The 24,368-nt window shown below is 65.2% G+C and carries 22 protein-coding genes and 1 riboswitch; of the genes, 7 read left to right on the forward strand and 15 right to left on the reverse strand.

The window, feature by feature from the left end:
* Positions 1-27 precede the first annotated feature (27 nt).
* A complete protein-coding gene (gene metF / locus K320_RS0113895) occupies positions 28-864 on the reverse strand; it encodes a methylenetetrahydrofolate reductase [NAD(P)H] (protein ID WP_024539438.1) in 837 nt (278 codons plus the stop codon).
* Between the two features lie 12 nt (positions 865-876).
* A complete protein-coding gene (gene ahcY, locus K320_RS0113900; RefSeq protein WP_024539439.1) occupies positions 877-2,304 on the reverse strand; it encodes an adenosylhomocysteinase in 1,428 nt (475 codons plus the stop codon).
* Positions 2,305-2,377: 73 nt separating this feature from the next.
* A riboswitch (S-adenosyl-L-homocysteine riboswitch) is annotated at positions 2,378-2,456 on the reverse strand.
* Positions 2,457-2,519: 63 nt separating this feature from the next.
* Here ahcY and K320_RS0113905 point away from each other — a divergent pair.
* The 7 genes from K320_RS0113905 to K320_RS0113930 are packed head-to-tail and all read left to right on the forward strand — an operon-like array spanning position 2,520 to position 8,561.
* Positions 2,520-2,792: a type II toxin-antitoxin system ParD family antitoxin gene (locus K320_RS0113905; RefSeq protein WP_024539440.1), complete on the forward strand. Its 273-nt coding sequence runs from the start codon at positions 2,520-2,522 to the stop codon at positions 2,790-2,792.
* Complete coding sequence (locus K320_RS0113910) at positions 2,789-3,097, forward strand: type II toxin-antitoxin system RelE/ParE family toxin (protein ID WP_029696164.1); 309 nt, start codon at positions 2,789-2,791, stop codon at positions 3,095-3,097. Before K320_RS0113905 ends, K320_RS0113910 begins: the two co-directional genes overlap by 4 nt.
* 15 nt (positions 3,098-3,112) lie before the next feature.
* Positions 3,113-4,738 carry a peptide chain release factor 3 gene (locus K320_RS0113915; protein WP_024539441.1) on the forward strand — a complete coding sequence of 542 codons (1,626 nt, stop codon included), beginning with the start codon at positions 3,113-3,115 and terminating at the stop codon, positions 4,736-4,738.
* A complete protein-coding gene (locus tag K320_RS0113920; RefSeq protein WP_024539442.1) occupies positions 4,738-5,814 on the forward strand; it encodes an acyltransferase family protein in 1,077 nt (358 codons plus the stop codon). Before K320_RS0113915 ends, K320_RS0113920 begins: the two co-directional genes overlap by 1 nt.
* A complete protein-coding gene (locus tag K320_RS19110; RefSeq protein WP_156913993.1) occupies positions 5,772-7,199 on the forward strand; it encodes a hypothetical protein in 1,428 nt (475 codons plus the stop codon). The genes K320_RS0113920 and K320_RS19110 overlap by 43 nt, the downstream gene beginning before the upstream one ends.
* A gap of 46 nt (positions 7,200-7,245) precedes the next feature.
* Positions 7,246-7,593: a DMT family transporter gene (locus K320_RS0113925; protein WP_024539443.1), complete on the forward strand. Its 348-nt coding sequence runs from the start codon at positions 7,246-7,248 to the stop codon at positions 7,591-7,593.
* A gap of 11 nt (positions 7,594-7,604) precedes the next feature.
* Complete coding sequence (locus K320_RS0113930) at positions 7,605-8,561, forward strand: glycosyltransferase family 2 protein (RefSeq protein ID WP_029696166.1); 957 nt, start codon at positions 7,605-7,607, stop codon at positions 8,559-8,561.
* Positions 8,562-8,654: 93 nt separating this feature from the next.
* On the opposite strand, the gene K320_RS0113935 is transcribed toward K320_RS0113930, so the two are convergent.
* The 13 genes from K320_RS0113935 to K320_RS0113995 form a co-directional block, all read right to left on the reverse strand.
* Positions 8,655-9,392 carry an amino acid ABC transporter ATP-binding protein gene (locus tag K320_RS0113935; RefSeq protein WP_024539444.1) on the reverse strand — a complete coding sequence of 246 codons (738 nt, stop codon included), beginning with the start codon at positions 9,390-9,392 and terminating at the stop codon, positions 8,655-8,657.
* A gap of 23 nt (positions 9,393-9,415) precedes the next feature.
* The gene (locus K320_RS0113940; RefSeq protein ID WP_024539445.1) at positions 9,416-10,084 is read right to left on the reverse strand and encodes an amino acid ABC transporter permease; all 669 of its coding nucleotides are present in this window, start codon (positions 10,082-10,084) and stop codon (positions 9,416-9,418) included.
* A 1-nt stretch (position 10,085) separates the two neighbouring features.
* Positions 10,086-10,844 carry an amino acid ABC transporter permease gene (locus tag K320_RS0113945; protein ID WP_024539446.1) on the reverse strand — a complete coding sequence of 253 codons (759 nt, stop codon included), beginning with the start codon at positions 10,842-10,844 and terminating at the stop codon, positions 10,086-10,088.
* A gap of 102 nt (positions 10,845-10,946) precedes the next feature.
* A complete protein-coding gene (locus K320_RS0113950; RefSeq protein WP_024539447.1) occupies positions 10,947-11,843 on the reverse strand; it encodes a transporter substrate-binding domain-containing protein in 897 nt (298 codons plus the stop codon).
* A 143-nt stretch (positions 11,844-11,986) separates the two neighbouring features.
* Entirely contained in the window at positions 11,987-13,048 is a 1,062-nt protein-coding gene (pyrC, locus tag K320_RS0113955) for a dihydroorotase (RefSeq protein ID WP_024539448.1), read from the reverse strand.
* Positions 13,048-13,395 (reverse strand): arsenate reductase (glutaredoxin), encoded by a 348-nt coding sequence (gene arsC / locus K320_RS0113960; protein ID WP_029696167.1) that lies wholly within the window; start codon positions 13,393-13,395, stop codon positions 13,048-13,050. Before arsC ends, pyrC begins: the two co-directional genes overlap by 1 nt.
* A 34-nt stretch (positions 13,396-13,429) precedes the next feature.
* The gene (locus tag K320_RS0113965; protein WP_024539450.1) at positions 13,430-14,722 is read right to left on the reverse strand and encodes a dihydroorotase; all 1,293 of its coding nucleotides are present in this window, start codon (positions 14,720-14,722) and stop codon (positions 13,430-13,432) included.
* A gap of 67 nt (positions 14,723-14,789) precedes the next feature.
* A complete protein-coding gene (locus K320_RS0113970) occupies positions 14,790-15,752 on the reverse strand; it encodes an aspartate carbamoyltransferase catalytic subunit (RefSeq protein ID WP_024539451.1) in 963 nt (320 codons plus the stop codon).
* Positions 15,753-15,754: 2 nt separating this feature from the next.
* Positions 15,755-16,264 (reverse strand): bifunctional pyr operon transcriptional regulator/uracil phosphoribosyltransferase PyrR, encoded by a 510-nt coding sequence (pyrR, locus tag K320_RS0113975; RefSeq protein ID WP_024539452.1) that lies wholly within the window; start codon positions 16,262-16,264, stop codon positions 15,755-15,757.
* On the reverse strand, positions 16,261-16,668 hold the full coding sequence (gene ruvX / locus K320_RS0113980) for a Holliday junction resolvase RuvX (protein WP_024539453.1): 408 nt from the start codon (positions 16,666-16,668) through the stop codon (positions 16,261-16,263). The genes pyrR and ruvX overlap by 4 nt, the downstream gene beginning before the upstream one ends.
* Positions 16,665-17,297: a YqgE/AlgH family protein gene (locus K320_RS0113985; protein WP_024539454.1), complete on the reverse strand. Its 633-nt coding sequence runs from the start codon at positions 17,295-17,297 to the stop codon at positions 16,665-16,667. The genes ruvX and K320_RS0113985 overlap by 4 nt, the downstream gene beginning before the upstream one ends.
* 73 nt (positions 17,298-17,370) lie before the next feature.
* Positions 17,371-18,543 (reverse strand): PilT/PilU family type 4a pilus ATPase, encoded by a 1,173-nt coding sequence (locus K320_RS0113990; protein ID WP_084301265.1) that lies wholly within the window; start codon positions 18,541-18,543, stop codon positions 17,371-17,373.
* Between the two features lie 80 nt (positions 18,544-18,623).
* Positions 18,624-24,353, reverse strand: a complete 5,730-nt coding sequence (locus tag K320_RS0113995) for an Hpt domain-containing protein (RefSeq protein WP_024539456.1) — start codon at positions 24,351-24,353, stop codon at positions 18,624-18,626.
* Positions 24,354-24,368 lie beyond the last annotated feature (15 nt).

Below are 24,368 nucleotides of genomic sequence, written 5' to 3' on the forward strand. Positions count from 1 at the left end.
AGACAGACGCCAGGCGCGGCGCACGCATCACGCGGGCCCCACTCCCAGACGATGGCACAGCTCCAGCGTCGCCGCGCTCTGGTTCATGGTGTAGAAGTGCAGCGCGGGCGCGCCGCCAGCCACCAGCTGCTCGCACAGCCGCGCCACCACATCCAGGCCAAAGGCGCGAATGCTGGCCACATCATCCCCAAAGCCCTGCAGCCGCAGGCGCAGCCAGCGCGGCACCTCGGCGCCGCAGGCATCCGAAAAGCGCAGCAGCTGGGTGGAGCCGAGGATGGGCATGATGCCCGGAACGATGGGCACATCCAGCCCCGCGCGGCGGGCTTCATCGACGAAGCGGAAATACGCATCGGCGTTGAAGAAATACTGCGTGATCGCCGCATCGGCCCCGGCATGCACCTTGGCCGCGAAGGCCTTGAGGTCGGCCTCGGGCGAACGCGCCTGCGGATGCGTCTCGGGATAGGCCGCCACCTCGATATGAAAATGCCTGCCGGTCTCTTCACGGATGAAGGCCACGAGGTCGCTCGCGTACTGAAACGCGCCCCCCATGCCGTAGCCGCTGGGCAGGTCGCCGCGCAGCGCCACCAGGCGATTCACCCCCATGGCCCTGAGCTCGGCGAGCTGCTCGCGCACCTTCTCGCGCGTGGCGCCTATGCAGGAAAAATGCGAGGCCGCGGGCACACCTTCGGCCAGAATCTCCTGCACGGCGGCAAAGGTGCCCGCCTGCGTGGAGCCGCCCGCGCCGTAGGTGACCGAGCAGAACTCGGGCTGGAGCCGATAGAGCTGCTCGCGCACCACGCGCAGCTTGCCCACGCCTTCGGGCGTCTTGGGCGGGAAGAATTCAAAACTGACAGGGACAGCCATCACGCCCCCGCCTCAATAACGGTAGGCGTCGGCCTTGTAGGGCCCCTGCACCGGCACATTGATGTAAGCCGCCTGCTCGGGCGTGAGCGTGGTGAGCTGCACGCCCAATTTTTTCAGCTGCAGGCGCGCCACTTTTTCATCGAGCAGCTTGGGCAGCACGTAGACCTTGCCCGCCTCGTATTCCGCCGGCTTGGTGAAGAGCTCGATCTGCGCCAGCGTCTGGTTGGCAAAGCTGCTGCTCATCACATAACTGGGGTGACCCGTCGCGCAGCCCAGGTTCACGAGGCGCCCCTTGGCCAGCAGCGTGATGCGGTGGCCGTCGGGGAAGATGATGTGATCGACCTGCGGCTTGATCTCTTCCCACTGGTATTTTTCCAGCGAGGCGACGTCGATCTCGTTGTCGAAGTGGCCGATGTTGCAAACGATCGCCTCGTTCTTCATCGCCGCCATGTGCTCGTGGCGGATCACGTCCTTGTTGCCGGTGGTGGTCACGAAGATGTCGGCCTTGGCGGCGGCGTATTCCATGGTGACGACCTTGTAGCCCTCCATCGCCGCCTGCAGCGCGTTGATCGGGTCGATCTCGGTCACCCAGACCTGGGCGCGCAGCGCCGACAGCGCCTGCGCGCAGCCCTTGCCCACGTCGCCGTAGCCGGCCACCAGCGCCACCTTGCCGGCGATCATCACGTCGGTGGCGCGCTTGATGCCGTCCACCAGCGATTCGCGGCAGCCGTAGAGGTTGTCGAACTTGGATTTCGTCACCGAGTCGTTGACGTTGATCGCCCGGAACAGCAGCGTGCCCTTGGCGGACATTTCATTGAGGCGGTGCACCCCCGTGGTCGTCTCTTCGGTCACGCCGAGGATCTCGGCGCTCTTGCGCGTGTACCAGCTGGCGTCCTGCGCCAGCTTGGCCTTGATGGCGGCGTACAGAATGCGCTCTTCCTCGCTCGCCGGATGCGCCAGCACCGAGGCATCCTTCTCCGCGCGCTGGCCCAGATGCATGAGCAGCGTGGCGTCGCCCCCATCGTCCAGAATCATGTTCGGGCCCTCGCCCTTCGCGCCCTTGGCGCCGAACTCGAAGATGTGGTGGGTGTAGTCCCAATAATCCTTGAGCGATTCGCCCTTGATCGCATACACCGGCGTGCCCCCTGCGGCAATCGCGGCGGCCGCGTGGTCCTGCGTCGAGAAGATGTTGCACGAGGCCCAGCGCACGTCGGCGCCCAGGGCTTTCAGCGTTTCGATCAGCACCGCCGTCTGGATCGTCATGTGCAGACTGCCCGCGATGCGTGCGCCCTTGAGCGGCTGGCTCGCGGCAAATTCCTCGCGGATGGCCATCAGGCCGGGCATTTCGGTCTCGGCAATCGCGATTTCCTTGCGGCCCCAGGCGGCCAGCGTGATATCGGCAATCGCCTGATCGGGGTGGGAAACGGGAACAGCGCTCATGGTGGGGTCCTTCACGGTAGAAGTTGAACCACGCCACCGGGCACCGACAAGAGCAATCACCGCACCGGCACAGCGTGGGTGAGCGTCGTTGCAGAGGAAAGGATTTCCGAGCCTCGCACCCGGCTTGGGGTGCTGCAACGCTCCTCGGAAATGAGGCGCAAATTATACCGGCGCATGTTTTGGCAAACCTTGCCAAGCTTTTACAATGGAGCGCCATGAGCACCGTCACCATGAACATCTCGCTTTCCGATGAGCTGAAGGCCTTTGTAGATGCCCGCGTGCAGGCGCGCGGCTACAGCAGCACCAGCGAATACATGCGCGACCTGGTGCGCCGCGACGAAGAGCGCGCATCCGAGGAGCGGTTTCGGGCACTGATTCAGGAGGGTGTTGATTCAGGTATCGATCCACGCCCCTGGAGCGAACTGCGCGATGACTGGACTGCCCGCATCGCTGCAGCCCGTGCCATCAAGGCCACGGCGAGTTTGTGACGCCTGTTGCTCTATCTACCCAGGCCACCAGAGACCTGGAGCAAGCCTTTGTTTACTACTTCGATGTCGCAAATTTGGCCCTGCCCGAGCGTTTCAGGGATGAAGTAGATGCTGCGCTGAACCATATTGCCGAGCATCCGGGCACCGGATCCACCCGATACGCGCTTCAAGGTGATGCCACACCATTGCGTTTCTGGACTTTGCGCCGATTCCCCTTCGCCATCTTCTACACCGAACACCCCGACCACATCACCGTAGTGCGCGTGCTGCATCAGTCGTCCGACCTGCCCCACCACCTGAATTGATCCACCGAGAACCCCGTGTCCTTTGCCTCTGAAACCCGGCGCCGCCGCACCTTTGCCATCATCTCCCACCCCGACGCCGGCAAGACCACGCTGACCGAAAAACTACTGCTTTTTTCCGGCGCGATCCAGATCGCCGGAGCGGTGAAGGGTCGCAAGGCCAGCCGCCACGCGACCAGCGACTGGATGGAGATCGAGAAGCAGCGCGGCATCTCAGTGGCCTCGTCGGTCATGCAGATGAGCTACCGCGAGCACGTCATCAACCTGCTCGACACCCCCGGCCACAAGGATTTCAGCGAGGACACCTACCGCGTGCTCACGGCCGTCGATTCGGCGCTGATGGTGATCGACGCCGCCAACGGCGTGGAATCGCAGACGCGCCGCCTGATCGAGGTCTGCCGCCAGCGCGACACGCCCATCATCACCTTCGTCAACAAGATGGACCGCGAAGTGCGCGACGCGCTCGACATCCTGGACGAAGTGGAGCGCGAACTGGGCATGCCCTGCTGCCCCATCACCTGGCCCGTGGGCCACGGCAAGACCTTTGGCGGCATCATCGACCTTCGCACCCGCACGATGACGGTGTTCCAGGCCGGCACGGAAAAGCGCCCGCAGGATTTCGAGGTCATCCCGCTCACCGAAACCGAGACGCTGCGCCAGCGCTTCGGCAGCGCCTTCGACGAAGCGCTGGAGAGCATGGAGCTGGCCGTCGGCGCATCGGCCGCATGGAACCACGAACAATTCCTGGCCGCCCAGCTCACCCCGGTGTTCTTCGGCTCGGGCGTGAACAATTTCGGCGTGCAGGAAGTGCTCAACGCGGTGGTGGACATGTCGCCCCCGCCCGGCCCGCGCAAGGCCTGGCAGGAGGTGAACCGCCAGCGCGAGGAAGTCACCATCCGCCCCGAGGACGAGAGTTTCTCGGGCGTGGTCTTCAAGGTGCAGGCCAACATGGACGCCAACCACCGCGACCGCATCGCCTTCGTGCGCGTGGCCAGCGGCAAATACACCCCCGGCATGAAGATGAAGGTGCAGCGCACCGGCAAGGAGCTGCGCCCCACCAGCGTCGTCACCTTCATGAGCCAGCGGCGCGAGGCCGTCGACGAGGCCTACGCCGGCGACATCATCGGCTTCACCATCCACGGCGGCGTGCAGCTGGGCGACTCGATCACCGACGGTCCCAACCTGCAGTTCACCGGCCTGCCCTTCTTCGCGCCCGAAATGTTCACCACCGTGGTGCTCAAGAACCCGCTGCGCACCAAGCAGTTGCAGCAGGGCCTGATGCAGCTGGGCGAAGAGGGCGCGATCCAGGTCTTCAAGCCCGACGCCGGCGGCAACATGCTGCTGGGCGCCGTCGGCCAGCTGCAGTTCGAGGTGGTGCAGCACCGCCTGAAGACCGAATACGACTGCGACGTGCGCCTGGAGGGCTGCCAGTACACCGGCGCGCGCTGGATCACGGCCAACACGCCCGCCGAGCTGCGCGAGTTCGAGAACGCCTACCCGCTGCGCATGGCGCACGACGCGGCCGATGCGTTGGCCTACCTGTGCACCAGCCCGTATGACGTGCGGCTGGCGCAGGAGCGATTTCCGAAGATTCACTTTCATCCGCTGAGGGAACACGCGGGGTTGGCGCTGCAGGCGGGCTGATGATGGATGTGGCGCCCTCGGTGCGCGATGCGAGGGCTGAAAGCAGTGCCCGCGCAGACCGCAGCCATTACAACAACTTCGATGCCATACGCATCGTCGCCGCGTTCCTGGTGCTCTACAGCCACCAGTTCGCGCTGACCGGCCGGCCCGAGCCCTCCTTCCTCGGGCTGCACAGCTGGGGTGGCCTGGCGGTAATCGTGTTTTTCGTGGTCAGCGGCTATCTCGTCACCAGCAGCTGGTACAACGACCCCAACGTTCTGCGCTTCGCCGCCCGGCGCATTCTGCGACTGTGGCCCGCGCTGACGGTCATTGTGGTGCTCACTGCCTACGGCCTGGGGGCCTGGGTGACGGCGCTGCCCCTGGGGGACTACTGGAAACATCCCGCCACGCTCGACTATCTGCGCATCCTCAAGATGCAGATTCACTACGTGCTGCCCGGCGTCTTCACCAATAACCCCTATGCGGGGGGCGTCAATGGCTCACTCTGGACCATTCCGCTGGAAGTGCGTTGCTACGTGGTGCTGGCTCTTGCCGGCTTGTTGCAGTTGCTGCGCTGGCGCACCATCTGGCTGGCGCTCATCGCCGTCTACCTGGCCTGGTTCCTGTTCAAGAGCAGCGCCGACGTAACCGGGCATGTGCATTACGGGCGAGAACTCAGCGCGTTCTTTCTGTGCGGCTCGGCATTGTTCCTGCTCAAGCAGCGCTGGGAGCGCCGCCCGCTGGCGTGGCTGCTTGGCCTGGGCGCACTGGGGCTGCTCCTCTGGTGGGCGAGGTGGCGCTACACCGCCACGCTCGCGACGCTGCCGCTGGTGATTCTGTACATGGGCACCCGCTCTACGCCGGTGATCCGCCGCTTCGGCCGGTGGGGAGATCCATCGTACGGCGCGTACCTGATTGCATTCCCGGTACAGCAAACCGTCACTTTCTATACGTGGCCCACACTCGGCTTCGCGGGGACTCTCATGCTGGCTCTAGGAGTAACTACTGTACTTGCCTACACAAGCTGGCACGGAATCGAAAAACAGGCTTTGAAGTGGAAACCGTCCAAGTCAAAAATTCCGGAGAAAAACCATTGACACAAGCGATACTGAAGAAATTTTTCCGACTCACGCAATTTCAGCATTTTTGCGTGCTGTTTTTCCTCTTGTCCATCTTGTATGTTGCATGGTGGATAGCCTCGTGGCCGGGAATTCTTGGACAAGATAGCCTCGCGACAATTTTAGAAGTCGAGAGCAACCAGGAATTCCAATCCGGGAAGCCTGCATTTTGGGCCCTCTATGCAATAGCGACATACGGGCCTTGGCGATTAGTAGAGATTCCGATAGCCATACAACTTCTGCTCTGTGCCATCGTGTGCGCACGCGTTTTGAGTTGGATGCTCCAAAAGATGATGTACAAGAGTTTCTTGTATTGTTTGCTTTTCGTGGCATTGGCACCAAGCGTTGTGTATTACGCTTCCAGCCTGTATTCCGACGGTATTTATGCGATCAGTACAGCAGCAATGCTATTTGAAATCTGGCGCATCCATCAAAACAAGAAAATTGATAGCGCCGCGGCCTGCATACTGCTAATCACGATCCCATTTTCTTTGTTTTCGCGACCAAATGGAATTATAAATATCATCGCAATATTGGTTTTGGCATATATCCTTTCGCGTCGTGAACGAATCAAGCTCGCAATGATTGTTATACCTTGGCTTATGGTCGCATTATATGCACAATTGGCCGTAAAACAATGGGGAAAAATAGGAACTGTATTTCCTGTTGCTTTGTATGAGACAGTTGGTTTTCTCGAAAATCGCCCCATGGGGCTATGGGAAAACAACGAACCTCGAGTAACCAATAAAACCATCGATGCACTCCGCTCCCACGGGGAAACGGTTGAAAATATTCTGAAATATTATGATCACTATTACTGGGATCCATTGGTTTTTTTCCCAAAAGGCCCCGCACTGATGGCGCTTCCAAAAAGCGCAAAGCAAATTATTGTTCACGAATTTTTTAAATATAATCTTTGGCACAATTTCCCGGCATTTGCCGCGAGTCGTGTTAATATTTTTCTATACGCAGCATTCGCCGATGGCGGCTTTCCAGGCATAAAAAATGCTGAGCATATATTGCCACAAACAAAATCCAAATCCATAGTCAAATTTCGTAATGGAATTTTGCACAAATATTTATCCGAATGGTTTGATTTCACTTTCAAATATCGCGTCATTTTTTGGACACCATGGTTGGGGCTTTGGCTTATTGCAATCGGCATCTCAAGGACATGGCGCGCACGCGATATGGCCGGTTTCACAATATGCACAACCTTATTATTGCAATTAATTGCGGTTTTCAGTTTTTCTATCGCAGGAGAATACAGGTATTTATTAGCCTTCTTCACGGCTCCACTTGCGTTATTGCCAGCGATTTATGCACCAATCAAAAATATAAAACCAGAAACCAAAAATCTATAGCATGGCGGATTCATGCGCCGCCGCGTCACTGAAAATTCATTTAGCCATGCAAATAACACTTGCCATATACACTTTGATATGCGTATTGGGAATATCTGTCGGCCAACTTTTGTTCAAAAAGGCCGCAGTTGCTCTACCTGCGGTTTTTTCCTTTTCCAGTTTGCTGCAAAACGGCTGGCTCATCACCGCCCTTGCGCTGTACGGCATCACCACCTTGGGCTGGATCTGGATCCTTCGACACGCCCCGCTGCACCTGGCCTACCCATTCATGGGCCTGGCCTTTCTGATCGTGCCGACACTGGCCTGGGCCTTCCTGGGTGAGCCGCTGCACTGGCGCACCCTCGCGGGCGGAGCGCTCATCATGGCTGGCGTAGCGCTTGCCGCGCAATCGTGAGGCGGCCCGCCATGCGCATCGCCGTCGCCATTCCCTGCTACAAGGTCACGCAGCACGTGCTGGGCGTGATCGCCGCCATCGGCCCCGAAGTGGAGGCCATTTATGCGGTGGATGATGCCTGCCCGGACGGCAGCGGACGCTACATCGAGGCAAACAGCACCGATCCGCGCGTGCGCGTGTTGTTTCATGCCGAGAATCGTGGGGTGGGCGGTGCCATCGTCACGGCCTATCGCGCGGCACTCGACGAGGGCATGGACATCGTGGTCAAGGTCGATGGCGACGGGCAGATGGACCCGGCGCTGATCCCGCACTTCACCCGCCCGATCGAGCGGGGCCTGGCGGACTACACCAAGGGCAACCGCTTTTATCAGCCCGAATCACTCGGATCGATGCCCCGCCTGCGCCTGTTCGGCAACGCGGCGCTGTCGTTCATCACCAAGCTGAGCGCGGGCTACTGGCCGATCATGGACCCGACCAACGGCTACACCGCGATCCACGCGGGTACGCTGCGCCGGCTGCCGCTGGACAAGATCGAGCAGCGCTATTTCTTCGAGAGCGACATGCTTTTCCGCCTCAATATCGCGCGCGCCGTGGTGCGCGACGTGCCGATGGCCGCCGTGTACGCCGACGAACAGTCGAACCTGAAGGTGTCCAAGGTGCTGCCCGAGTTTCTGCTCAAGCACCTCCAGCGCTTCGGCAAGCGCTATGTCTACCTCTACCTGGTGCGCGACTTCAACCTGGGCAGCCTGTACAGCCTGATGGGCGCGCTGCTGACCGTGCTGGGCCTGGCCTTTGGCATCGCCGAGTGGGTGCACAGCGTGGTGACAGGGCGGGTGGCGTCCAGCGGCACGGTGATGCTGGCGGCGCTGCCACTGCTGATCGGCGTGCAGTTCCTGATCGCGTTTCTGCACCAGGACGTCAGCAATGTGCCTACGACCCCGCTGCTGTCCGATCTGGATGAGGGATGATGACGCCGCCGGCCTGTTGCGCGCGCAATTCAGAACAAAAACCGGCTCCAGACCTTACTCAGCAAGCGGGGGCGGCTCTCTTTTCAGGAGATATCAACCCTGCAGGATCTTGCTGAGGAAGTCCTTGGTACGCGGCTGGCGGTTCTCGGGGTGGCCGAAGAATTCGTCCTTTGAGCAGTCTTCCAGGATATGGCCGCCGACGTCGATGAAGATCACGCGGCTGGCGACCTTGCGGGCAAAACCCATCTCGTGCGTGACCACCATCATGGTCATGCCCTCGCTGGCGAGCTTGACCATGACGTCCAGCACCTCGCCCACCATCTCGGGGTCGAGCGCGCTGGTGGGTTCGTCGAACAGCATCACGATGGGGTCCATCGACAGCGCGCGCGCAATCGCCACGCGCTGCTGCTGGCCGCCCGAGAGCTGGCCGGGGAATTTGTCCTTGTGCGCCATCAGGCCCACGCGGTCGAGCATCTTCAGGCCGCGCGTGCGGGCGTCGTCCTGGCTGCGCCCGAGCACCTTCACCTGCGCAATCGTCAGGTTTTCGGTGACCGAGAGGTGCGGGAACAGCTCGAAGTGCTGGAACACCATGCCCACCTTGCTGCGCAGCTTGGGCAGGTTGGTGGCGGCATCGGTCACCTTGGTGCCGTTGACGACGATCTCGCCCTGCTGCACCGGCTCCAGCGCGTTGATGGTCTTGATGAGCGTGGACTTGCCCGAGCCCGAGGGGCCGCAGACCACCACCACGTCGCCCTTGTCCACGTTCAGGTTGCAATCGTGCAGCACCTGGACGGGCCCATACCATTTGGAGACGTTTTTCAGCTGAATCATGTTGTCGGCCATGCCGGACTCCTTTAGCGGATGATGGCGATCTTCTTGTGCAGCCGCTTGACCGCCGAAGAGAGCGAATAGCTGATGGCGAAGTACACCACCGTGGCCATGAGATAGGTTTCGATCGGCCGGCCGAAATTCTTGCCCGCGGTCTCGAAACCCTTGAGCAGGTCGTAGGCGCCGATGGCGTACACCAGCGAGGTGTCCTGGAACAGGATGATGGTCTGCGTGAGCAGCACCGGAACCATGTTGCGGAACGCCTGCGGCAGGATCACGAGCTTCATGTTCTGCGCATAGCTCATGCCCACGGCCATGCCGGCGAACACCTGCCCGCGCGGAATCGACTGGATGCCCGCGCGCATGATCTCGGAAAAATACGCCGCCTCGAACGCGATGAAGGTGATGAAGGCCGAATACTCGGCCCCCACCGGCCGCCCGATGATGAAGGGCACGAGCAGGAAGAACCACAGGATCACCATCACCAGCGGCACCGAGCGCATCACGTTCACGTAGAACGCCGCCGGCAGGATCAGCCACTTCTGGCCCGACAGCCGCATCAGCGCCAGCAGCGTGCCGAAGAAGATGCCGCCCGCGGTGGCCACGGCCGTGAGGATGATGCTGAACCACAGGCCCTGGAGGATGAAGCCCTGGATGAAGCCCCAGTTGACGAATGAGAAGTCGAGATTGAGCATGTCAATGGCCTCCCGCGCCGGTGCCGGCGGCCACGAAGCCGGGCACCTGCGAGCGCTTCTCGATGAAGGCGAAGATGCGGTTGATCACGAAGGCCGATATGGCGTAGAGGACGGTGACGGCCAGGTAGACCTCGATCGGGCGGGCCGTCTCCTCGCCCACCTGCAGGGCGTATTGCGTGAGCTCGGGGATGGAGACGGCAAACGCCACGGCCGAGTTCTTGAAAATGTTCATCGACTCGCTGGTGAGCGGCGGAATGATGATGCGGTACGCCATGGGCAGCAGCACATAGCGGTAGTACTGCACCGTGGTGAAACCCATGGCCATGCCGGCGTAGCGCTGCCCCTTGGGCAGGGCCTGGACGCCGGCGCGCACCTGCTCGGCGATCCGCGCCGAGGTAAAGAGGCCCAGCGCCAGCACCACCAGAATGAAGGGCGGGAACGATTTCATCGGCGGCACCAGGGCGGGCACCACGAAATACCAGAGAAAAATCTGCACCAGCAGCGGAATGTTGCGAAACAGCTCCACCCAGGCGTTGCCGAAGCGGCTGAGCCAGGGGCTGTCCGGCAGGGTGCGAATGACGCCGACGATGGAGCCGACGATCAGCGCAATGGCCAGCCCCGTGAGGGAGACGGACACCGTCCAGCCCCAGGCATTGAGCAGCCAGTCCAGGTAGGTGTATTCCTTGCCATGCCCAAAACAACCGGCTATGACGTTCTGATCGAGCGTGTCCTTGCAGAACACCTGCCAGTCCATTGCCATGTTTTCATTCTCCCCATGCTTTGCCCAGCCTGGACAAAACGCCCACCGGCCTCAAGGCCAGGTGGGCGTCGTACAGCTCATCTCACATGCGTGAAGCGGCCATCACTTGTTGCCGTAGTCTTCCATCGGCTTGTTGTTCAGGTGCGCCCAGGCGTTCTTGGTGCTCTCGGAAGCGGGCATGTTCATGTTCACGTTGTTGGGCGGAATCGGCTGCATGAACCACTTGTCGTAGAGCTTGGCCAGCGAGCCATCCTTGACCTGGCGCTCGATGGAATCGTCCACCGCCTTCATGAGCTTGGCATCGCCCTTGGGCAGCATGCAGGCAATCGGCTCGACCGACAGCACCTCGCCCGTGAGCTCGAAATCCTTGGGGTTCTTGGCCTTGGCGATGTTGGCGGCCAGAATGGAGCCGTCCATCACGAACGCGTCCGCGCGGCCCGATTCCAGCAGCAGAAAGCTGTCGGCGTGGTCCTTGCCCTGAATGGTCTTGAAGTCGATGCCCTGCGCGCGCTCATTCTTGCGCAGCGTCTGCACCGAGGTGGTACCCGTGGTCGTGGCCACGGTCTTGCCGTTCAGATCCTTGATGGAGTGGATGCCGGATTTCTTGTTCACGGCGATGCGCACTTCTTCCACGTAGGTGGTGTAGGCAAAGTCCACGTCCTTCTGGCGCGCGGCGCTGTTGGTGGTGGAGCCGCACTCGAAATCGATGGTGCCGTTCTGGATCAGCGGGATGCGGTTCTGCGAGGTGATGACCTGGTAGTTGATCTTGAGCGGCTTGCCCAGCTGCTTGCCGATGTCGTCCACGATGCGCTCGGCCATCTCGGTGTGAAAGCCGACGTACTTGCCGCCGCCCAGCGTGAACGCCAGACCGGATGAATCGCGCACACCCAGGTTCACGGCGCCGCGCTCGCTGATTTTGGCCAGCGTATCGGTCGCCTGCGCGAATGCGGCGCCGGTAGCCAGAAAGGAGACAGCAGCCGCAAGCAACAGTTTCTTCATAAGCAAACTCCAGTAATGTCAACAAAGGGTACCGGCGCGCCCAGTGAAAAATCTTGTGGATTCAAGCGTGGAAGGCCGGATGCGGCCATTGTGCCTGCTGGCGCTGCGGCGCCTAGCCTGTCGGCTTGCGGGTTTCCCCTTGGTCAGGCAAGCAAAGTCGCCTCGAATGTCGCCTGCGCGACAACGCGCCAGGGTAGTTGCTCTCCCGCGCGCAGCGGCTTGAGTTCACCATCGCCAAACGCGAAGCGCTCGGGCACGGCCCAGGATTCACGCCGCAGCGTGATGGTGCCGGCATTCACCGGCAGGCCATAGAACGCCGGGCCATGCAGGCTGGCAAAGCCTTCCAGCCGATCCAGGGCCCCGGCCGCGTCAAACGCCTCGGCATACAGCTCGACCGCGGCATGCGCGGTGTAGCAGCCGGCGCAGCCGCTGGCGTGTTCCTTGAGCAGCGACGGATGCGGCGCACTGTCGGTGCCAAGGAAGAACTTGCCGCTGCCGCTGGTGGCGGCCCGCACCAGCGCCTGCCGGTGCACTTCACGCTTGAGAACCGGAAGGCAGTAGTAGTGCGGGCGGATGCCGCCGGTGAAAAGGGCATTGCGGTTGTAGAGCAGGTGGTGCGCGGTGACCGTGGCGGCGGTGTATGCATCGCTGTCAGCCACGTACTGCGCCGCCTCGCGCGTGGTGATGTGCTCGAAGACGATTTTCAGCTCGGGAAAGCGCGCGCGCAGCGGGATCAGCTGACGCTCGATGAACACCGCCTCGCGGTCGAAGATGTCGATCTCGGGGCTGGTCACTTCGCCGTGCACCAGCAGCAGCAGCCCCGCCTTCTGCATGGCGTCCAGCACGGGCTCGATTTTGCGGATGTCCGTTACCCCCGCATCGCTGTTGGTGGTGGCGCCCGCCGGGTAGAGCTTGCAGGCAACGATGCCCGCCGCTTGCGCGCGGGCAATTTCATCCACCGGTAGCTTGTCCGTGAGGTAGAGCGTCATCAAGGGTTCAAAGCGCACGCCCGGCGGCACGGCGGCCAGGATGCGTTCCTTGTACGCCAGCGCCTGCGCGGCAGTGGTCACCGGCGGACGCAGGTTGGGCATGATGATGGCGCGGCCGAACTGCGTGGCGCTGTGCGGCACGACGGCTGCCAGCTGCGCGCCATCGCGCACGTGCAGATGCCAGTCGTCGGGGCGGCGGATCGTGAGCTGATCCATCACAGCAGCTCCAGCACGCGCTCGGGCGGGCGGCACAGCAGTGCGCCCTTGGACGTCACGACGATGGGGCGGTTGAGCAGGATGGGGTGGGCCGCCACGGCGGCGTAGAGCTCGTCTTCGGTGCGCGCCGGGTTGCCCAGATCGAGCTCGGCATACGCAGCCTCCTTGGTGCGCAACAGTTCGCGCAGCGGCACGCCGATGCGCTGAACCAGCGCCTTGAGGCGCGCGGCGTCCAGGGGGTGCCCGAGGTAATCGACGATCACCGGCTCGACGCCGCGCTCGCGCAGCAAGGCCAGCGCGCCGCGCGAATTGCTGCAGCGGGGGTTGTGGTAGATGGTGACGTTCATGGCAGCCAGACAAAGGGAATCGGAAACCGCGCCATCAGCGCTCGAACGCGACCTGCCCGCCCACGAGGGTGCAGCGCACCCGGCCGGGCAAGGTCTGGCCTTCAAACGGCGTGTACTTGCCCTGGCTGACCAGGCCAGCGCGCGAGACTTCAAAGCGCGCATCAGGCTGGACGATGCACAGATCGCCCACGCCGCCTTCGACGATGCGGCCCACGCTGGCCTGCAGGGTGCCGAGCGCGGGGCCCAGCACACCGGCCGCGCCTGCCGTGATGGCGGCGAGCGCACGCGGCAGCGGGACACGCTCTTTTGCTGCCCAGGCCAGCGCCACGGGCAGCAGCAGTTCCAGGCCGGTGGCGCCCGGCTCGGCCTCGCCAAACGGCAGCATCTTGGCGTCTTCGTCGACCGGCGCATGGTCGGACACCAGGGCGTCGATGGTGCCGTCGGCCAGTGCGTCCGAGAGCGCGGCGCGGTCGCGCTCCTGGCGCAGCGGCGGCGTGACGCGCGCGCGGCTGTCGAAATAGCCGATCGCCTCGTCGGTCAGCATCAGCGAGTTGATGCTGACGTCGGCGCTGACATGCAGTCCTTCGGCCTTCGCGGCGCGCAGCAGCTCAACGCCCGCGCGGCTGGAGAGCCGGCACAGATGCACATGAGCGCCGCTGGCGCGCACCAGGTCGAAGATGGCCTGCAGCGCAATGGTCTCGGCCGCCACCGGCACGCCCGACAACCCCAGCCGCATGGCGATCGCGCCGCTGGCCGCGACACCACCGCCCAGGTACATGTCCACCGGGCGCAGCCAGGCGGTGTAGCCAAACGTGGCCGCGTACTGCAGCGCGCGCTGCAGCACCTGGGTGCGGGCCATCGGCACCTCGGCCTGGCCAAAGCCGATGCAGCCTGACTCGGTAAGCTCCACCATCTCGGTCAGCACCTCGCCCTTGAGCCCGCGCGTGAGCGCCCCCAGCGGGAAGAGCCGTGCCTGGTGCAGCTTCTCGGCGCGAAACTTCAGCATCTCCACAAGGCCAGGCTCATCGAGCACCGGATCGGTATCGGGCGGGCAGACCAGGCTGGTCACGCCGCCGGCCACGGCCGCCGCCATCTCCGAGGCCAGCATGCCTTCGTGCTCGTAACCCGGCTCGCGCAGGCGCGCGGCAAGGTCCACCAGGCCGGGCAGGACCAGGCAGCCGCCAGCATCGATCACGCGCGCGGGCGCAAAGCCTTCGGGCACGCGATCCAGCGCAATGATGCGGCCGGCGGCCAGCGCAATGCTGCAGACCTTGTCCAGGCCAGTGGCCGGATCCATCACCCGGCCGTTCTGAATGAGCATCTTCATGGTTTTGAACGAAATAGGCCACTAGCGCTTGTCCAGCATGCGCTGACAGCTATCAATACAGGAAACCTCATGCTTCGTTCCCGGCGACGATGGCCATCACCGCCATGCGCACGGCGATGCCGAAGCCGACCTGCGAGAGGATCACGGCCTGGGGGCCGTCGGCCACGGCGGAATCGATTTCCACGCCGCGGTTGATCGGCCCCGGGTGCATCACGATGGCATCCGGCCTGGCGGCACGCAGCCTCTGCGGCGTGAGGCCGAAGGTCTTGAAATATTCCTGGCTCGAGGGCAGCAGCGCGCCGCTCATGCGCTCGTTCTGCAGCCGCAGCATGATGACCACATCGGCGTCGCGTATGCCCTCTTCCAGGTCGTGGAACACCCGCGCGCCCATCGCGGCGAAATCGCCCGGCACCAGCGTGCGCGGCCCGACCACGCGCACGTCGGGACAGCCCAGCACCTTGAGCGCGTGGATGTCCGAGCGCGCCACGCGCGAATGCAGCACGTCGCCGACGATCGCCACCGCCAGGCTGGAGAAATCCTTCTTGTAGTGGCGGATGGTGTACATGTCCAGCAGCCCCTGCGTCGGGTGCGAATGCCGTCCATCGCCCGCATTGACCACGTGCACGTGCGGCGCCACATGCTGCGCGATCAGGTAGGGCGCGCCCGACTGGCTGTGGCGCACGACGAAGATGTCGGCGGCCATGGCCGAGAGGTTGTCCACGGTATCGAGCAGCGTCTCGCCCTTGGAGGTGGACGAGCGCCCGATATCCAGCGTGAAGACATCCGCCGAAAGGCGCTTGGCGGCGATGTCGAAGGTGGTGCGGGTGCGCGTGCTGTTCTCGAAAAACAGGTTGAACACGCTCTTGCCGCGCAGCAGCGGCACCTTCTTGACCTCGCGGTCGTTCACGCTGACGAAGTTCGTGGCGGTATCCAGGATATGCGTCACGATCTCGCGCGGCAGCTGGTCAAGCGACAGCAGATGGATGAGCTCGCCATGCCGGTTGAGCTGGGGATTGCGAACGCTGGGCACGCTCAGACCTCTTTCACGTCGAAATGAAACATGCCCGCATCGCTGCGGGCCAATGCCAGGTGCTGGCTGGCGGGCAGCGCAATGCGCGCCGCGGCGAATTCGGCCGCCACCGGCAGCTCCCGCCCGTCGCGATCGACCAGCACCGCCAGGCGCACACGGGCCGGACGGCCGTAATCGAACAGCTCATTGAGCACCGCGCGAATGGTGCGGCCGGTGTAGAGCACGTCATCGAGCACCAGAATGTCGGCGCCGTTGACGTCAAAGGGCAGCTGCGTCTGCGCGCTGCTGGCAAGCCCGCGCTGGGCGAAGTCGTCGCGGTGCATGGCCGAGGAAAGCACGCCGGCGCTGCCCGGCAGATTCAGGTCGCGCTGCAGCCGCCCGGCCAGCCAGGCACCGCCCGAGGCAATGCCGGCCAGCCGCGTGTCCGGGCGCAGCGCGGGCCGCACGCCGGCCAGCAATTGCGCATACAGCGCCTCCGCATCCAGCGCCAGATGGCCGGTGGCATGGTTCATTCAAGGCTCCTCAGGAATTGCTCCAGGATGATGCAGGCGGACGCGGCATCGGCATCGCGTGCGCCGCTGGCCAGGGCCTCGGTGGTGCTGTAGCGTTCATCCACTTCGAACACCGGCAGGCCGAAGCGCCCCTGCAGCTGGCGCACAAAGCGGCGCGCACGCAGGGTGTTTTCGTGCTCGGCGCCGTCGGGGTGAAACGGCACGCCCACCACCAGCGCGTCGGGCTGCCATTCGCGGATGCGCTCGGCCACCTGCACGAAGCGCGCCTTGCCTTCGGCATGGATGCTCTTTTGCGGTGATGCCGTGCCCAGCAGGCGCGTGCCCACCGCCACGCCGGTGCGCTTGAGTCCGTAGTCGAACGCCAAAAACGACTGGCAGTCCGCCGCCGCGGTGGTGGCCATCATGCGCGCCCGGCCTGCGGGGACAGCATCCAGGCCTGCACCCCGAGCAAGGCCAGGGCGCTGTCGTAGCGCTGCGCTATCGGCGTATCGAAGATCACGTCCGGATCGGCCGCGACGGTCAGCCAGGCGTTGCCGGCCAGTTCCGATTCCAGCTGCCCGCCGGCCCAGGCGGCATAGCCCAGCATCACCTGGACGCGGCGCGGACCCGCACCCTGCGCCAGCGCCTCGAGCACGTCGCGCGAGGTGGTCATCTCCAGCCCCCCGGGAATCGCCAGCGTGGAGGCGTAGGGCGTCGGCGCGTCGGTCAGCTCCGGCCCTCTCTCGGCAGGGTGCGCCGGTTCGAATTCCTCGGTCGGCATCACATCGTGCAGCACAAAGCCGCGCTCCACCTGTATCGGCCCGCCATGGAACACGGGCTGATGCGCCAGATCCGCCCGCCCCAATGACAGGTCGACGCGCGCGAACAAATCGCCCATGTCCAGGTCGCTCGGCTTGTTGATGACCAGCCCGAGGGCGCCATCCTCACCATGCTCGCACAGGTAAACGACACTGTGCGCGAAGGTCGCATCGCGCATACCCGGCATGGCGATGAGAAAGTGGTTCGTGAGGTCGGTGAACGCTGCGTCGGGCATGCCGGGCATTTTACGGTTTGCACCACGCGCGCAGGCGCCACCTGCCTCCTGGCAGCGCGCAAGCGCCAGGCAGTCACGCCCCCTTCTGCTTTTGACCCTGCTCGGCCGACCACGCCGCCAGCAGCCCCGTGTCCCCCGGCAGGCTGGCTCCCGGGTCATGGCCTTGCGACAGCCGGATGCGCACCGTCATGTCGGTGCGGCTGTCGGCATTGGCCACCGCATCCTGCTCGGAAATCACCCCCTGGCGATAGAGCTCGAACAGGGACTGGTCAAAACTGCCCATGCCCGGCTCGCCGCCGCGGCTGATGGCGCCGCGCAGTTCGTCAATTTCGCCATTGCGGATCAGGTCGGCGATGCGCGCCGTCTGCAGCATGACTTCGGTCGCCGGCACCAGCGCGCCCGCGGCGCTGCGGATGAGGCGCAAGGCGATGATGGCGCGCACATTCAGCGACAGGTCCATCAGCACCTGCCGATGCGCCGAATCGGGGAAAAAATTCAGGATGCGGTGGATGGCCTGGCTGGCGTTGGCGGCATGCAGCGTGGAGAGGCACAGATGCCCGGATTCGGCATAGTGCATCGCATGCTGCAGCGAGTTGCGGTCGCGGATCTCGCCGATCATGATGGTGTTGGGCGCCTCCCGCATCGCATGGCGCAGCGCCTCGTCGTAGGAATGCGTGTCGGTGCCCACCTCGCGCTGGGATACCAGCGATTTGCGGTGCGCATGCAGGTATTCGATCGGGTCTTCGATGGTCAGGATGTGGCCCGTCGCCGTGCGGTTGCGCTGGTCGATCATGCTGGCCAGCGTCGTCGTCTTGCCCGAGCCCGCCGCGCCCACGGCCAGGATCAATCCGCTCTTGTGCTGCACGAGCTGGCCCAGCACCGCCGGCAGCCCGAGTTCCCGCAGTGGCGCCACCGTGGCCGGCACATGCCGGGCCACCAGGCCCACGCTGCCGCGCTGAAACAGCAAATTGACCCGAAAGCGCCCGACGCCCGGCACCTCCAATGCCAGATCGCGCTCCTGCTTGAGCTCGAACTCCTGGCGCTGCTCCGGCGTGAGCAGCGACAGCGCCAGCGCGCGGACCTGCTGCGCCTCCAGAGGCTGCGGGCTCAAGGGGTGGAACTCCCCTCGGTGCTTGACCGTCGGCGGCGCGCCGGCCAGCAGGAAGAGATCGGACGCGCCGCTTTTGGCGGTCATCGCGAGCCAGGTCAGAAGCCGTTCGTCAGGCACGCCTGCTGGATTTGCCATGGTTTCCCCTCTCTCTCATTGGCCCTTGTGGCGCTTGCCGGCAGGGCATGTCCGGCATCGCCCGGCCGGACGTCAGCGCCTCAAGGCACGGTTTCCACCTCCGCATAGCGCCGCACCAGCCCGAGCAGCTCTTCCTCCGAGTAAGGCTTGCCCAGATAGTGGCTGACGCCCAGTTCCACCGCGTGCTCCCGGTGCTTCTCGGCCATGCGGGAGGTGATCATGACGATGGGCAGATTCGCCAGCGCGCCATCGGCCCGGATGGCCCGCGCCAGGTCGAACCCGTCCATGCGCGGCATCTCGATATCCGAGAGCACCACCACCGGGCGCTCCTCGCGCAGGCGCTGCAGCGCCTGCAGGCCGTCGGCCGCCAGCGCGACGCGGTAGCCCTCGCGCTGCAGCAGGCGCTGGGTCACGCGGCGCACGGTGATCGAATCGTCCACCACCAGCACCAGCGGCACAGCCTGCGTGGACTGCAACGCCGCCGGCGCGGCCAGTCCCGCCTGCGCCTGCGCCACCGCGGCGCCCGGAGCCCGCATGCTGGCGCGTGCCTGCTCGCCGTAGACATTGGCCAGCGCCACCGGGTTGTAGATCAGCACCACGGCGCCCGACGCCAGCACGGTCATGCCGGTCAGCCCCGGCAGGCCCGAGAGCTGGGGCCCCAGGCTCTTGACCACCACTTCCTGGTTGCCCAGCACCTCATCCACATGCAATGCCAGGCGCTGCGACGCGCTGCGGGCGATGACCACAGGGCGCGTCTTGTCGGCCACCTCGACACTGCCGGCCGAGATCTGCAGCAGCGCGCCGGCCCAGTACAGCGGCGCATCCTGGTACTGGCCCGAGGCGTAGGCGGCCGCAAGCTCTGCCGCGGGCGCGCGGCGCACGACTTCGATGACGTTGGCCGGGATGCCCAGGGACATGGCTGCGACGCGCACCATCACGACCTGGGTGACCGCCGTGGTGAGCGGCAGCACCATGCGAAACGACGAGCCCTGCCCTGGCGTGGTCGTGGTTTCGATGCGCCCGCCCAGGCCCTGGATCTCGGCACGCACCACGTCCATGCCTATGCCCCGGCCCGACAGCCCGGTCAATTCCGTCGCCGTGGAAAACCCCGGCAGGAAGATCAGCTCGGCCGCGCGCGCCGCATCGACGGCATCCTGCGGTTCTATCAGCCCCTGGGCCAACGCGCGCTCGCGGATGCGTTCGATGTCCAGGCCGGCGCCGTCGTCCCGGAATTCCACCGAGACGTCATTGCCCTCGTAGCCCACGGTGATGGCGATGGCGCCCGCCGCCGGCTTGCCCGCCGCCTCGCGCACCGCGCCTTCTTCAATGCCGTGCCCCACGCAGTTGCGCAGCAAGTGCTCGAACGCCGGCACCATGCGCTCAAGCACGCCGCGATCCAGCTCCAGGGCGCCGCCGACGATGTCAAGCCGCACCTGCTTGCCGGTTTCGCGCGCCGCCTGCCGCACCACGGCGTACAGCCGCTCGGCCACCGAATCGAACTCGACCATGCGCGTGCGCAGCAGCTCACGCTGCAGCTCGCGCGCCTGCCTGCCCTGGGCAATCAGGTCGTCCTCGGCTCCCTCTATGGAACGCTGCAGGGCGCGCTGCACCGTGGCCACGTCGTTGACCGACTCGGCCATCATGCGCGTGAGCTCCTGCATGCGTGTGAAGCGGTCGAACTCCAGCGGATCGAACCCGGCCGTGCTGTCGCGCGCCTGGGCCTGGCGCGATTGCATCTGCGACTCCGCCTGCAGCTCCACATCGCGCAACTGGGCGCGCATGCGTTCAAGATTGCCGCTCAGATCGTCCAGCGAACCACGCATCTGCTCGATGCGCGTGGAAAGCCGGGAGCGCGCAATCAGCACCTCACCCACATCGTTCACCATGCGGTCCAGCAGCTGCGAGCGCACGCGCACCTGCTGACCGGCGGCCCGCGCGGTGCCGCGCACCAGTTCGACCGGCCGCACGACCGCCACCGGCGCCACCAGAGGCGCCGCCAAGAGCGCGTCGCCCTGCGCTGGTGCCGGGCCCTGTCCGTCAGGCGCGGCAGCGGATGCCTCGGCGGCGGCGGGCTCGGCCAGCCCCTGCGCGCCAATGGCGCGCAAGGCATCGAACGTCGTCTGCAGCGCATCCAGCCGCGCCATCAAGGGCTCGACATCCACCGCCGCCGCGGTTTCGATGTCGATGGCCTCGACCGCCGATTCCATGCGGTGCGCCATTTCGCCCAGGCGCAGCGCGCCCGCCAGACGGGCGCTGCCCTTGAGCGTATGCAGCGCGCGCAGCAGCTCGCGCCGCGCATCGAGATCGTCCACATGGCCGGACCACTGGCGCAAGGCACCGCTGAGCTGGGGCAGCAGCTCCTGCGCCTCTTCCTCGAAGATCGGGAAAAGATCCGGATCGATGGTGTCGATCAGGTCGATGTCATCCTCGTCGGCATCGGCCGCGATGGCCTGGGCGATGGCATCGTCGATCGCCTGTTCCTGCAGGAAAGGATCGTCCTGCGCCTGGGCATCCGCAGCCTGCGCAGGCGACGGGAGGGACGGCTCGGCGGCCAGCGGCTCGGGCGCCGGCTCCGCAGGCTGTGAGTGCTCGTTGTTCTGCGAATCGCGCCACTCCTGCAGCCGGCTGATGAGCGTGGCTTCGAACTCGGGGTCGTCCTGCACGGAATCCGCATCCAATGGCTGCGCACCGCTCGAAAGCTCCATTCCGAGCACGGCCTCGAGCTGTTCGACGACCGGCGGATGCACATCCTTGAGGAAACCGGCGGCAAACTGGTGCAGCAGGCGGCGAATCTCGTCGGCCGCTCCCGTCATGACCCGCACATGCTCGGGCTGGCCGCCGCCGAGCAGCTGCAGATGCTGCAGCGCGTGTTCCATCATGCGCGCCAGGTGCGACAAGGCCATGAAGCCCACCGTTGCCGAGCTGCCCGCCAGCGAATGCGCCAAGGCCACCGCGTCTTCCGGCACCGGGGAGGCGGGTGCGTCGGCCCAGTCCTGGACGCAGGACACCAGCCGCGCGGACCAGTTGTCCGCCTCGTTCAGATAGACGTTGTACAGCGCCGCCGGAACGCGCAGCTCGCCAATCTGCCTGGCATCGTGCTCAGCCATCGCGGGCAGCGCATCCTGCTCCAGCGACTCCAGCGGCGCAGAGGGCGCCTCGGCGGAGCGCTCCAGGGCCTGGGGCTCCGCGGCACCGGGCGCAAACGCGTCCTCGGGCAGCAATGGCCGGCCCGGCGGCGGTGCCTGCGTGACATCCAGCACGCTGGACGCCAGGTCCTCATCGATGACGGTATCGGCGAAGCCGAACCCGGAGTCGCGGGCCGCCGGCTCGGCCGGCACCTGGACTGCTGCCTGCTCCGACGGCATTGCACGCGACCATGGCACCAGCACGCCCTCGGAACGCATGGCGTCGGCCGCGGTGCGAAAGCCTTCGGCGCTCCAGGCACCCGCGGCGCCTGCGGACAGGTCCTGCACCCAGCCGCCAAAGGCCGTCAGCGTGTCGTGCGACAACGTGAGCAGGGGTGCGGATGCCGGCTTTTCATGCACCAGCCAATCGTTGAACACCTCTTCCATGGCCCAGGCGGCCTCGCCAAACGCATCCAGCCCGACCATGCGCGAGCTGCCCTTGAGCGTGTGGTAGGCACGCCGCAGCGCCGCCTGCGCGCCCATGTCACCCGGTTCCTGCTGCAGGGCCTGCACCGCTGCCAGGCCGTTGGCCACGACCTCGCGCGCCTCTTCGATGAAAATTTCCAGCAGCTCGGGGTCCAGCGCGGCAGCGGCCGGCGCCTCCGAGGCCACCCCTGCCGGGGCGTTCGCCCGATCGGCTGTCTCAGCCAGCGGCGCAGCATCCAGGGGTGCGGCATCCGGCTCAGGCTCGGCTGCGGCCGGCGATCCGGAGGGCTCTGGCACGGCTGCCTCGGCCAGCGGCGCAGCCGCCTCGGGCGCCGCGGCCTGCACGACCGGCGCCGCCGCCGGCTCCGGTGCCCGCGCGGCCAGCAGCTCCGGCACCTCGTGGGGCTCATCTTCCATGCGGGCGCGCGGCCCAGGCCCCGCGACAAAGCGGAATTCACCCAGCGCCTCGTCGTAGACGAACAGCTTGGCGGCCATGGTGCGCTGGTAGCCCAGCATATCCACCAGAAAACCCAGCGCGCCAAGGCTGTTGCCCAGGCGTTCGAACACGCCCGGGCGGTCTGCCTCCTCCACCCCGCCGGTCAACAGCCGCTCGACCACATCGCGCATGCGCAGCACGGCGGTGGAAGCCTGGTCCAGCCCCAGCACCGACAGCACGCCGCGCATCTGCTGCATGCCGCCCGGGACCGCATTCAGCGGCGCCGTCTCGGACGGATTGCGGAAGAAGTCGTCCAGCGACTTTTCGATGTCCGCCAGCGTGATGCGCAGTTCGCCGACCACGCTGCCCATGGTCTGATAGTCGCTCACCCGGCGGTACAGCTCTTCCATCCAGGGCTCGAGCGGCTGGGATTGGCCACCCAGCACGACGCCATCCAGCCGGGCCGCCAGGCGGCCGGCGCGATCGGCCATGTGCTCGCGTGCCGCGTCCAGCTCTTCGAAGGACGCCTGCAGGTACAGCACGGCCGTCGCCACCTCCATCCCCAGCGGCGCGGGCGGCGCCTGGGTGGAATGCAGCGGCACGGCCACGGCGCGCAGAAGCGCGGCGGCCAGGGGCTCGCTGTCCAGCTGCAATTTGCGCAGGGAATCGCAGACCAGGCTGAACTGGTCCACCGCCTGCTTGATCTTGTGGGTATCGCCACCCGCCAGCGCCGACCAGGTTTCGGTGGCTGCGGCGATGCGCTTGCGCGCCTGCGCCAGCAAGGTCGGGTCAAAGAGCCCGAAGCGCGCGGATTCGTAGTCCACGGGCGCCTGGCGCTGCATGGCCCAGGCGCTGCGCACCGAGCGCAGCGCGGTCACGCCGGCGGCATCGTCGGGCATGCGCGCCTGGGCGCAGAAAAACAGCAGCTCCTGCTGCAGCCGCTCGTCCACCGCCGCACCGCCGCGGGCCAGCGTCGCGTACTGCATCAGCACGCGGGAGGTGGTGCGCTTGGCATAGGCATCCATGCCCAGCCACCCGCGGCCCAGCGCCTCGAAGAATCCGGCGCAGACTTTCCAGAAGATGCGCAGCGGCGTTTCCTGCTGGGCTGCCGCCAGCCCCATGCTCAGGTGCTGCATTTCCACCGCCGCGGCTGCGTCACCGTTCTTGACGATGCGCAGCACCGCCGCATCCATGCGCGAGCGCACTTCCGTGCCGTAGGGCAGCGGCAGCACGCTGCCCGGGAACACCGGCTCGCGCACGCGCCGCTCCGCGGGCCACAGGTCCATGGGATGCACGCTGGCAGCGCCGGCCAGCGCCTGCACCTGGCGGTACTGCGGGAACAGCGCGACCGGGGAAATCAGCTTGCCGGCAAGGATGCTGTCCAGGTATTCAACGACCGCAAAGCTGGTGCTTTCAAGCACCGCTACCGCAGCGCCGTCGCAACGCTCGGGCTCCTGCACGAAGCGGTGCACGGCCGCTTCCATCGCCTGCAGCACCACCGCCGTCTGCGCCATGCCAACCATGACCAGCGCGCCGGCGCACTGGTGCAGCATCTGGCGCACGGTGCGCAAGGCCGCCGGATCGGAGGCCGCCAGATCGGACTGGCCCGCGCTCTCCAGCTCGTGCGCGAAGTGCTGCAACTGCTTGACGGCGCTGTCCAGCGTCTTGCGCAGCTCGGCATGCACCCACGCCAGCGGCCCGAGGTCCTGTTCTTCGTGATGAACGTCGCGCACCGGCATGTTGCTTGTCCCCGTGGGTGGCATCGCTGGCCCTCCGAG

The sequence above is a fragment of the Comamonas badia DSM 17552 genome, assembly GCF_000484635.1.
Taxonomy (GTDB): Bacteria; Pseudomonadota; Gammaproteobacteria; order Burkholderiales; family Burkholderiaceae_C; genus Comamonas_C; species Comamonas_C badia.

Coding starts and splice junctions, on each gene's coding strand:
- ahcY (WP_024539439.1), bottom strand. CDS start 2,304: ATGAGCGCTGTTCCCGTTTCCCACCCCGATCAGGCGATTGCCGATATC.
- pyrR (WP_024539452.1), bottom strand. CDS start 16,264: ATGAACCATGCCACCGGCCATCTGGCGCTGGATGCGGAGGCGCTGTAT.
- K320_RS0113940 (WP_024539445.1), bottom strand. CDS start 10,084: ATGCTCAATCTCGACTTCTCATTCGTCAACTGGGGCTTCATCCAGGGC.
- K320_RS0113950 (WP_024539447.1), bottom strand. CDS start 11,843: ATGAAGAAACTGTTGCTTGCGGCTGCTGTCTCCTTTCTGGCTACCGGC.
- K320_RS0113965 (WP_024539450.1), bottom strand. CDS start 14,722: ATGAAGATGCTCATTCAGAACGGCCGGGTGATGGATCCGGCCACTGGC.
- arsC (WP_029696167.1), bottom strand. CDS start 13,395: ATGAACGTCACCATCTACCACAACCCCCGCTGCAGCAATTCGCGCGGC.
- K320_RS0113945 (WP_024539446.1), bottom strand. CDS start 10,844: ATGGCAATGGACTGGCAGGTGTTCTGCAAGGACACGCTCGATCAGAAC.
- pyrC (WP_024539448.1), bottom strand. CDS start 13,048: ATGGATCAGCTCACGATCCGCCGCCCCGACGACTGGCATCTGCACGTG.
- K320_RS0113905 (WP_024539440.1), top strand. CDS start 2,520: ATGAGCACCGTCACCATGAACATCTCGCTTTCCGATGAGCTGAAGGCC.
- K320_RS0113935 (WP_024539444.1), bottom strand. CDS start 9,392: ATGATTCAGCTGAAAAACGTCTCCAAATGGTATGGGCCCGTCCAGGTG.
- K320_RS0113985 (WP_024539454.1), bottom strand. CDS start 17,297: ATGCCCGACGCAGCGTTCACCGACCTCACGAACCACTTTCTCATCGCC.
- ruvX (WP_024539453.1), bottom strand. CDS start 16,668: ATGATGGCCACCACCGCGGCGGCGGACTGCCAGTCGTTTTTGGCGTTC.
- K320_RS0113930 (WP_029696166.1), top strand. CDS start 7,605: ATGCGCATCGCCGTCGCCATTCCCTGCTACAAGGTCACGCAGCACGTG.
- K320_RS0113925 (WP_024539443.1), top strand. CDS start 7,246: ATGCAAATAACACTTGCCATATACACTTTGATATGCGTATTGGGAATA.
- K320_RS0113995 (WP_024539456.1), bottom strand. CDS start 24,353: ATGCCACCCACGGGGACAAGCAACATGCCGGTGCGCGACGTTCATCAC.
- K320_RS0113920 (WP_024539442.1), top strand. CDS start 4,738: ATGATGGATGTGGCGCCCTCGGTGCGCGATGCGAGGGCTGAAAGCAGT.
- K320_RS0113990 (WP_084301265.1), bottom strand. CDS start 18,543: ATGGCAAATCCAGCAGGCGTGCCTGACGAACGGCTTCTGACCTGGCTC.
- metF (WP_024539438.1), bottom strand. CDS start 864: ATGGCTGTCCCTGTCAGTTTTGAATTCTTCCCGCCCAAGACGCCCGAA.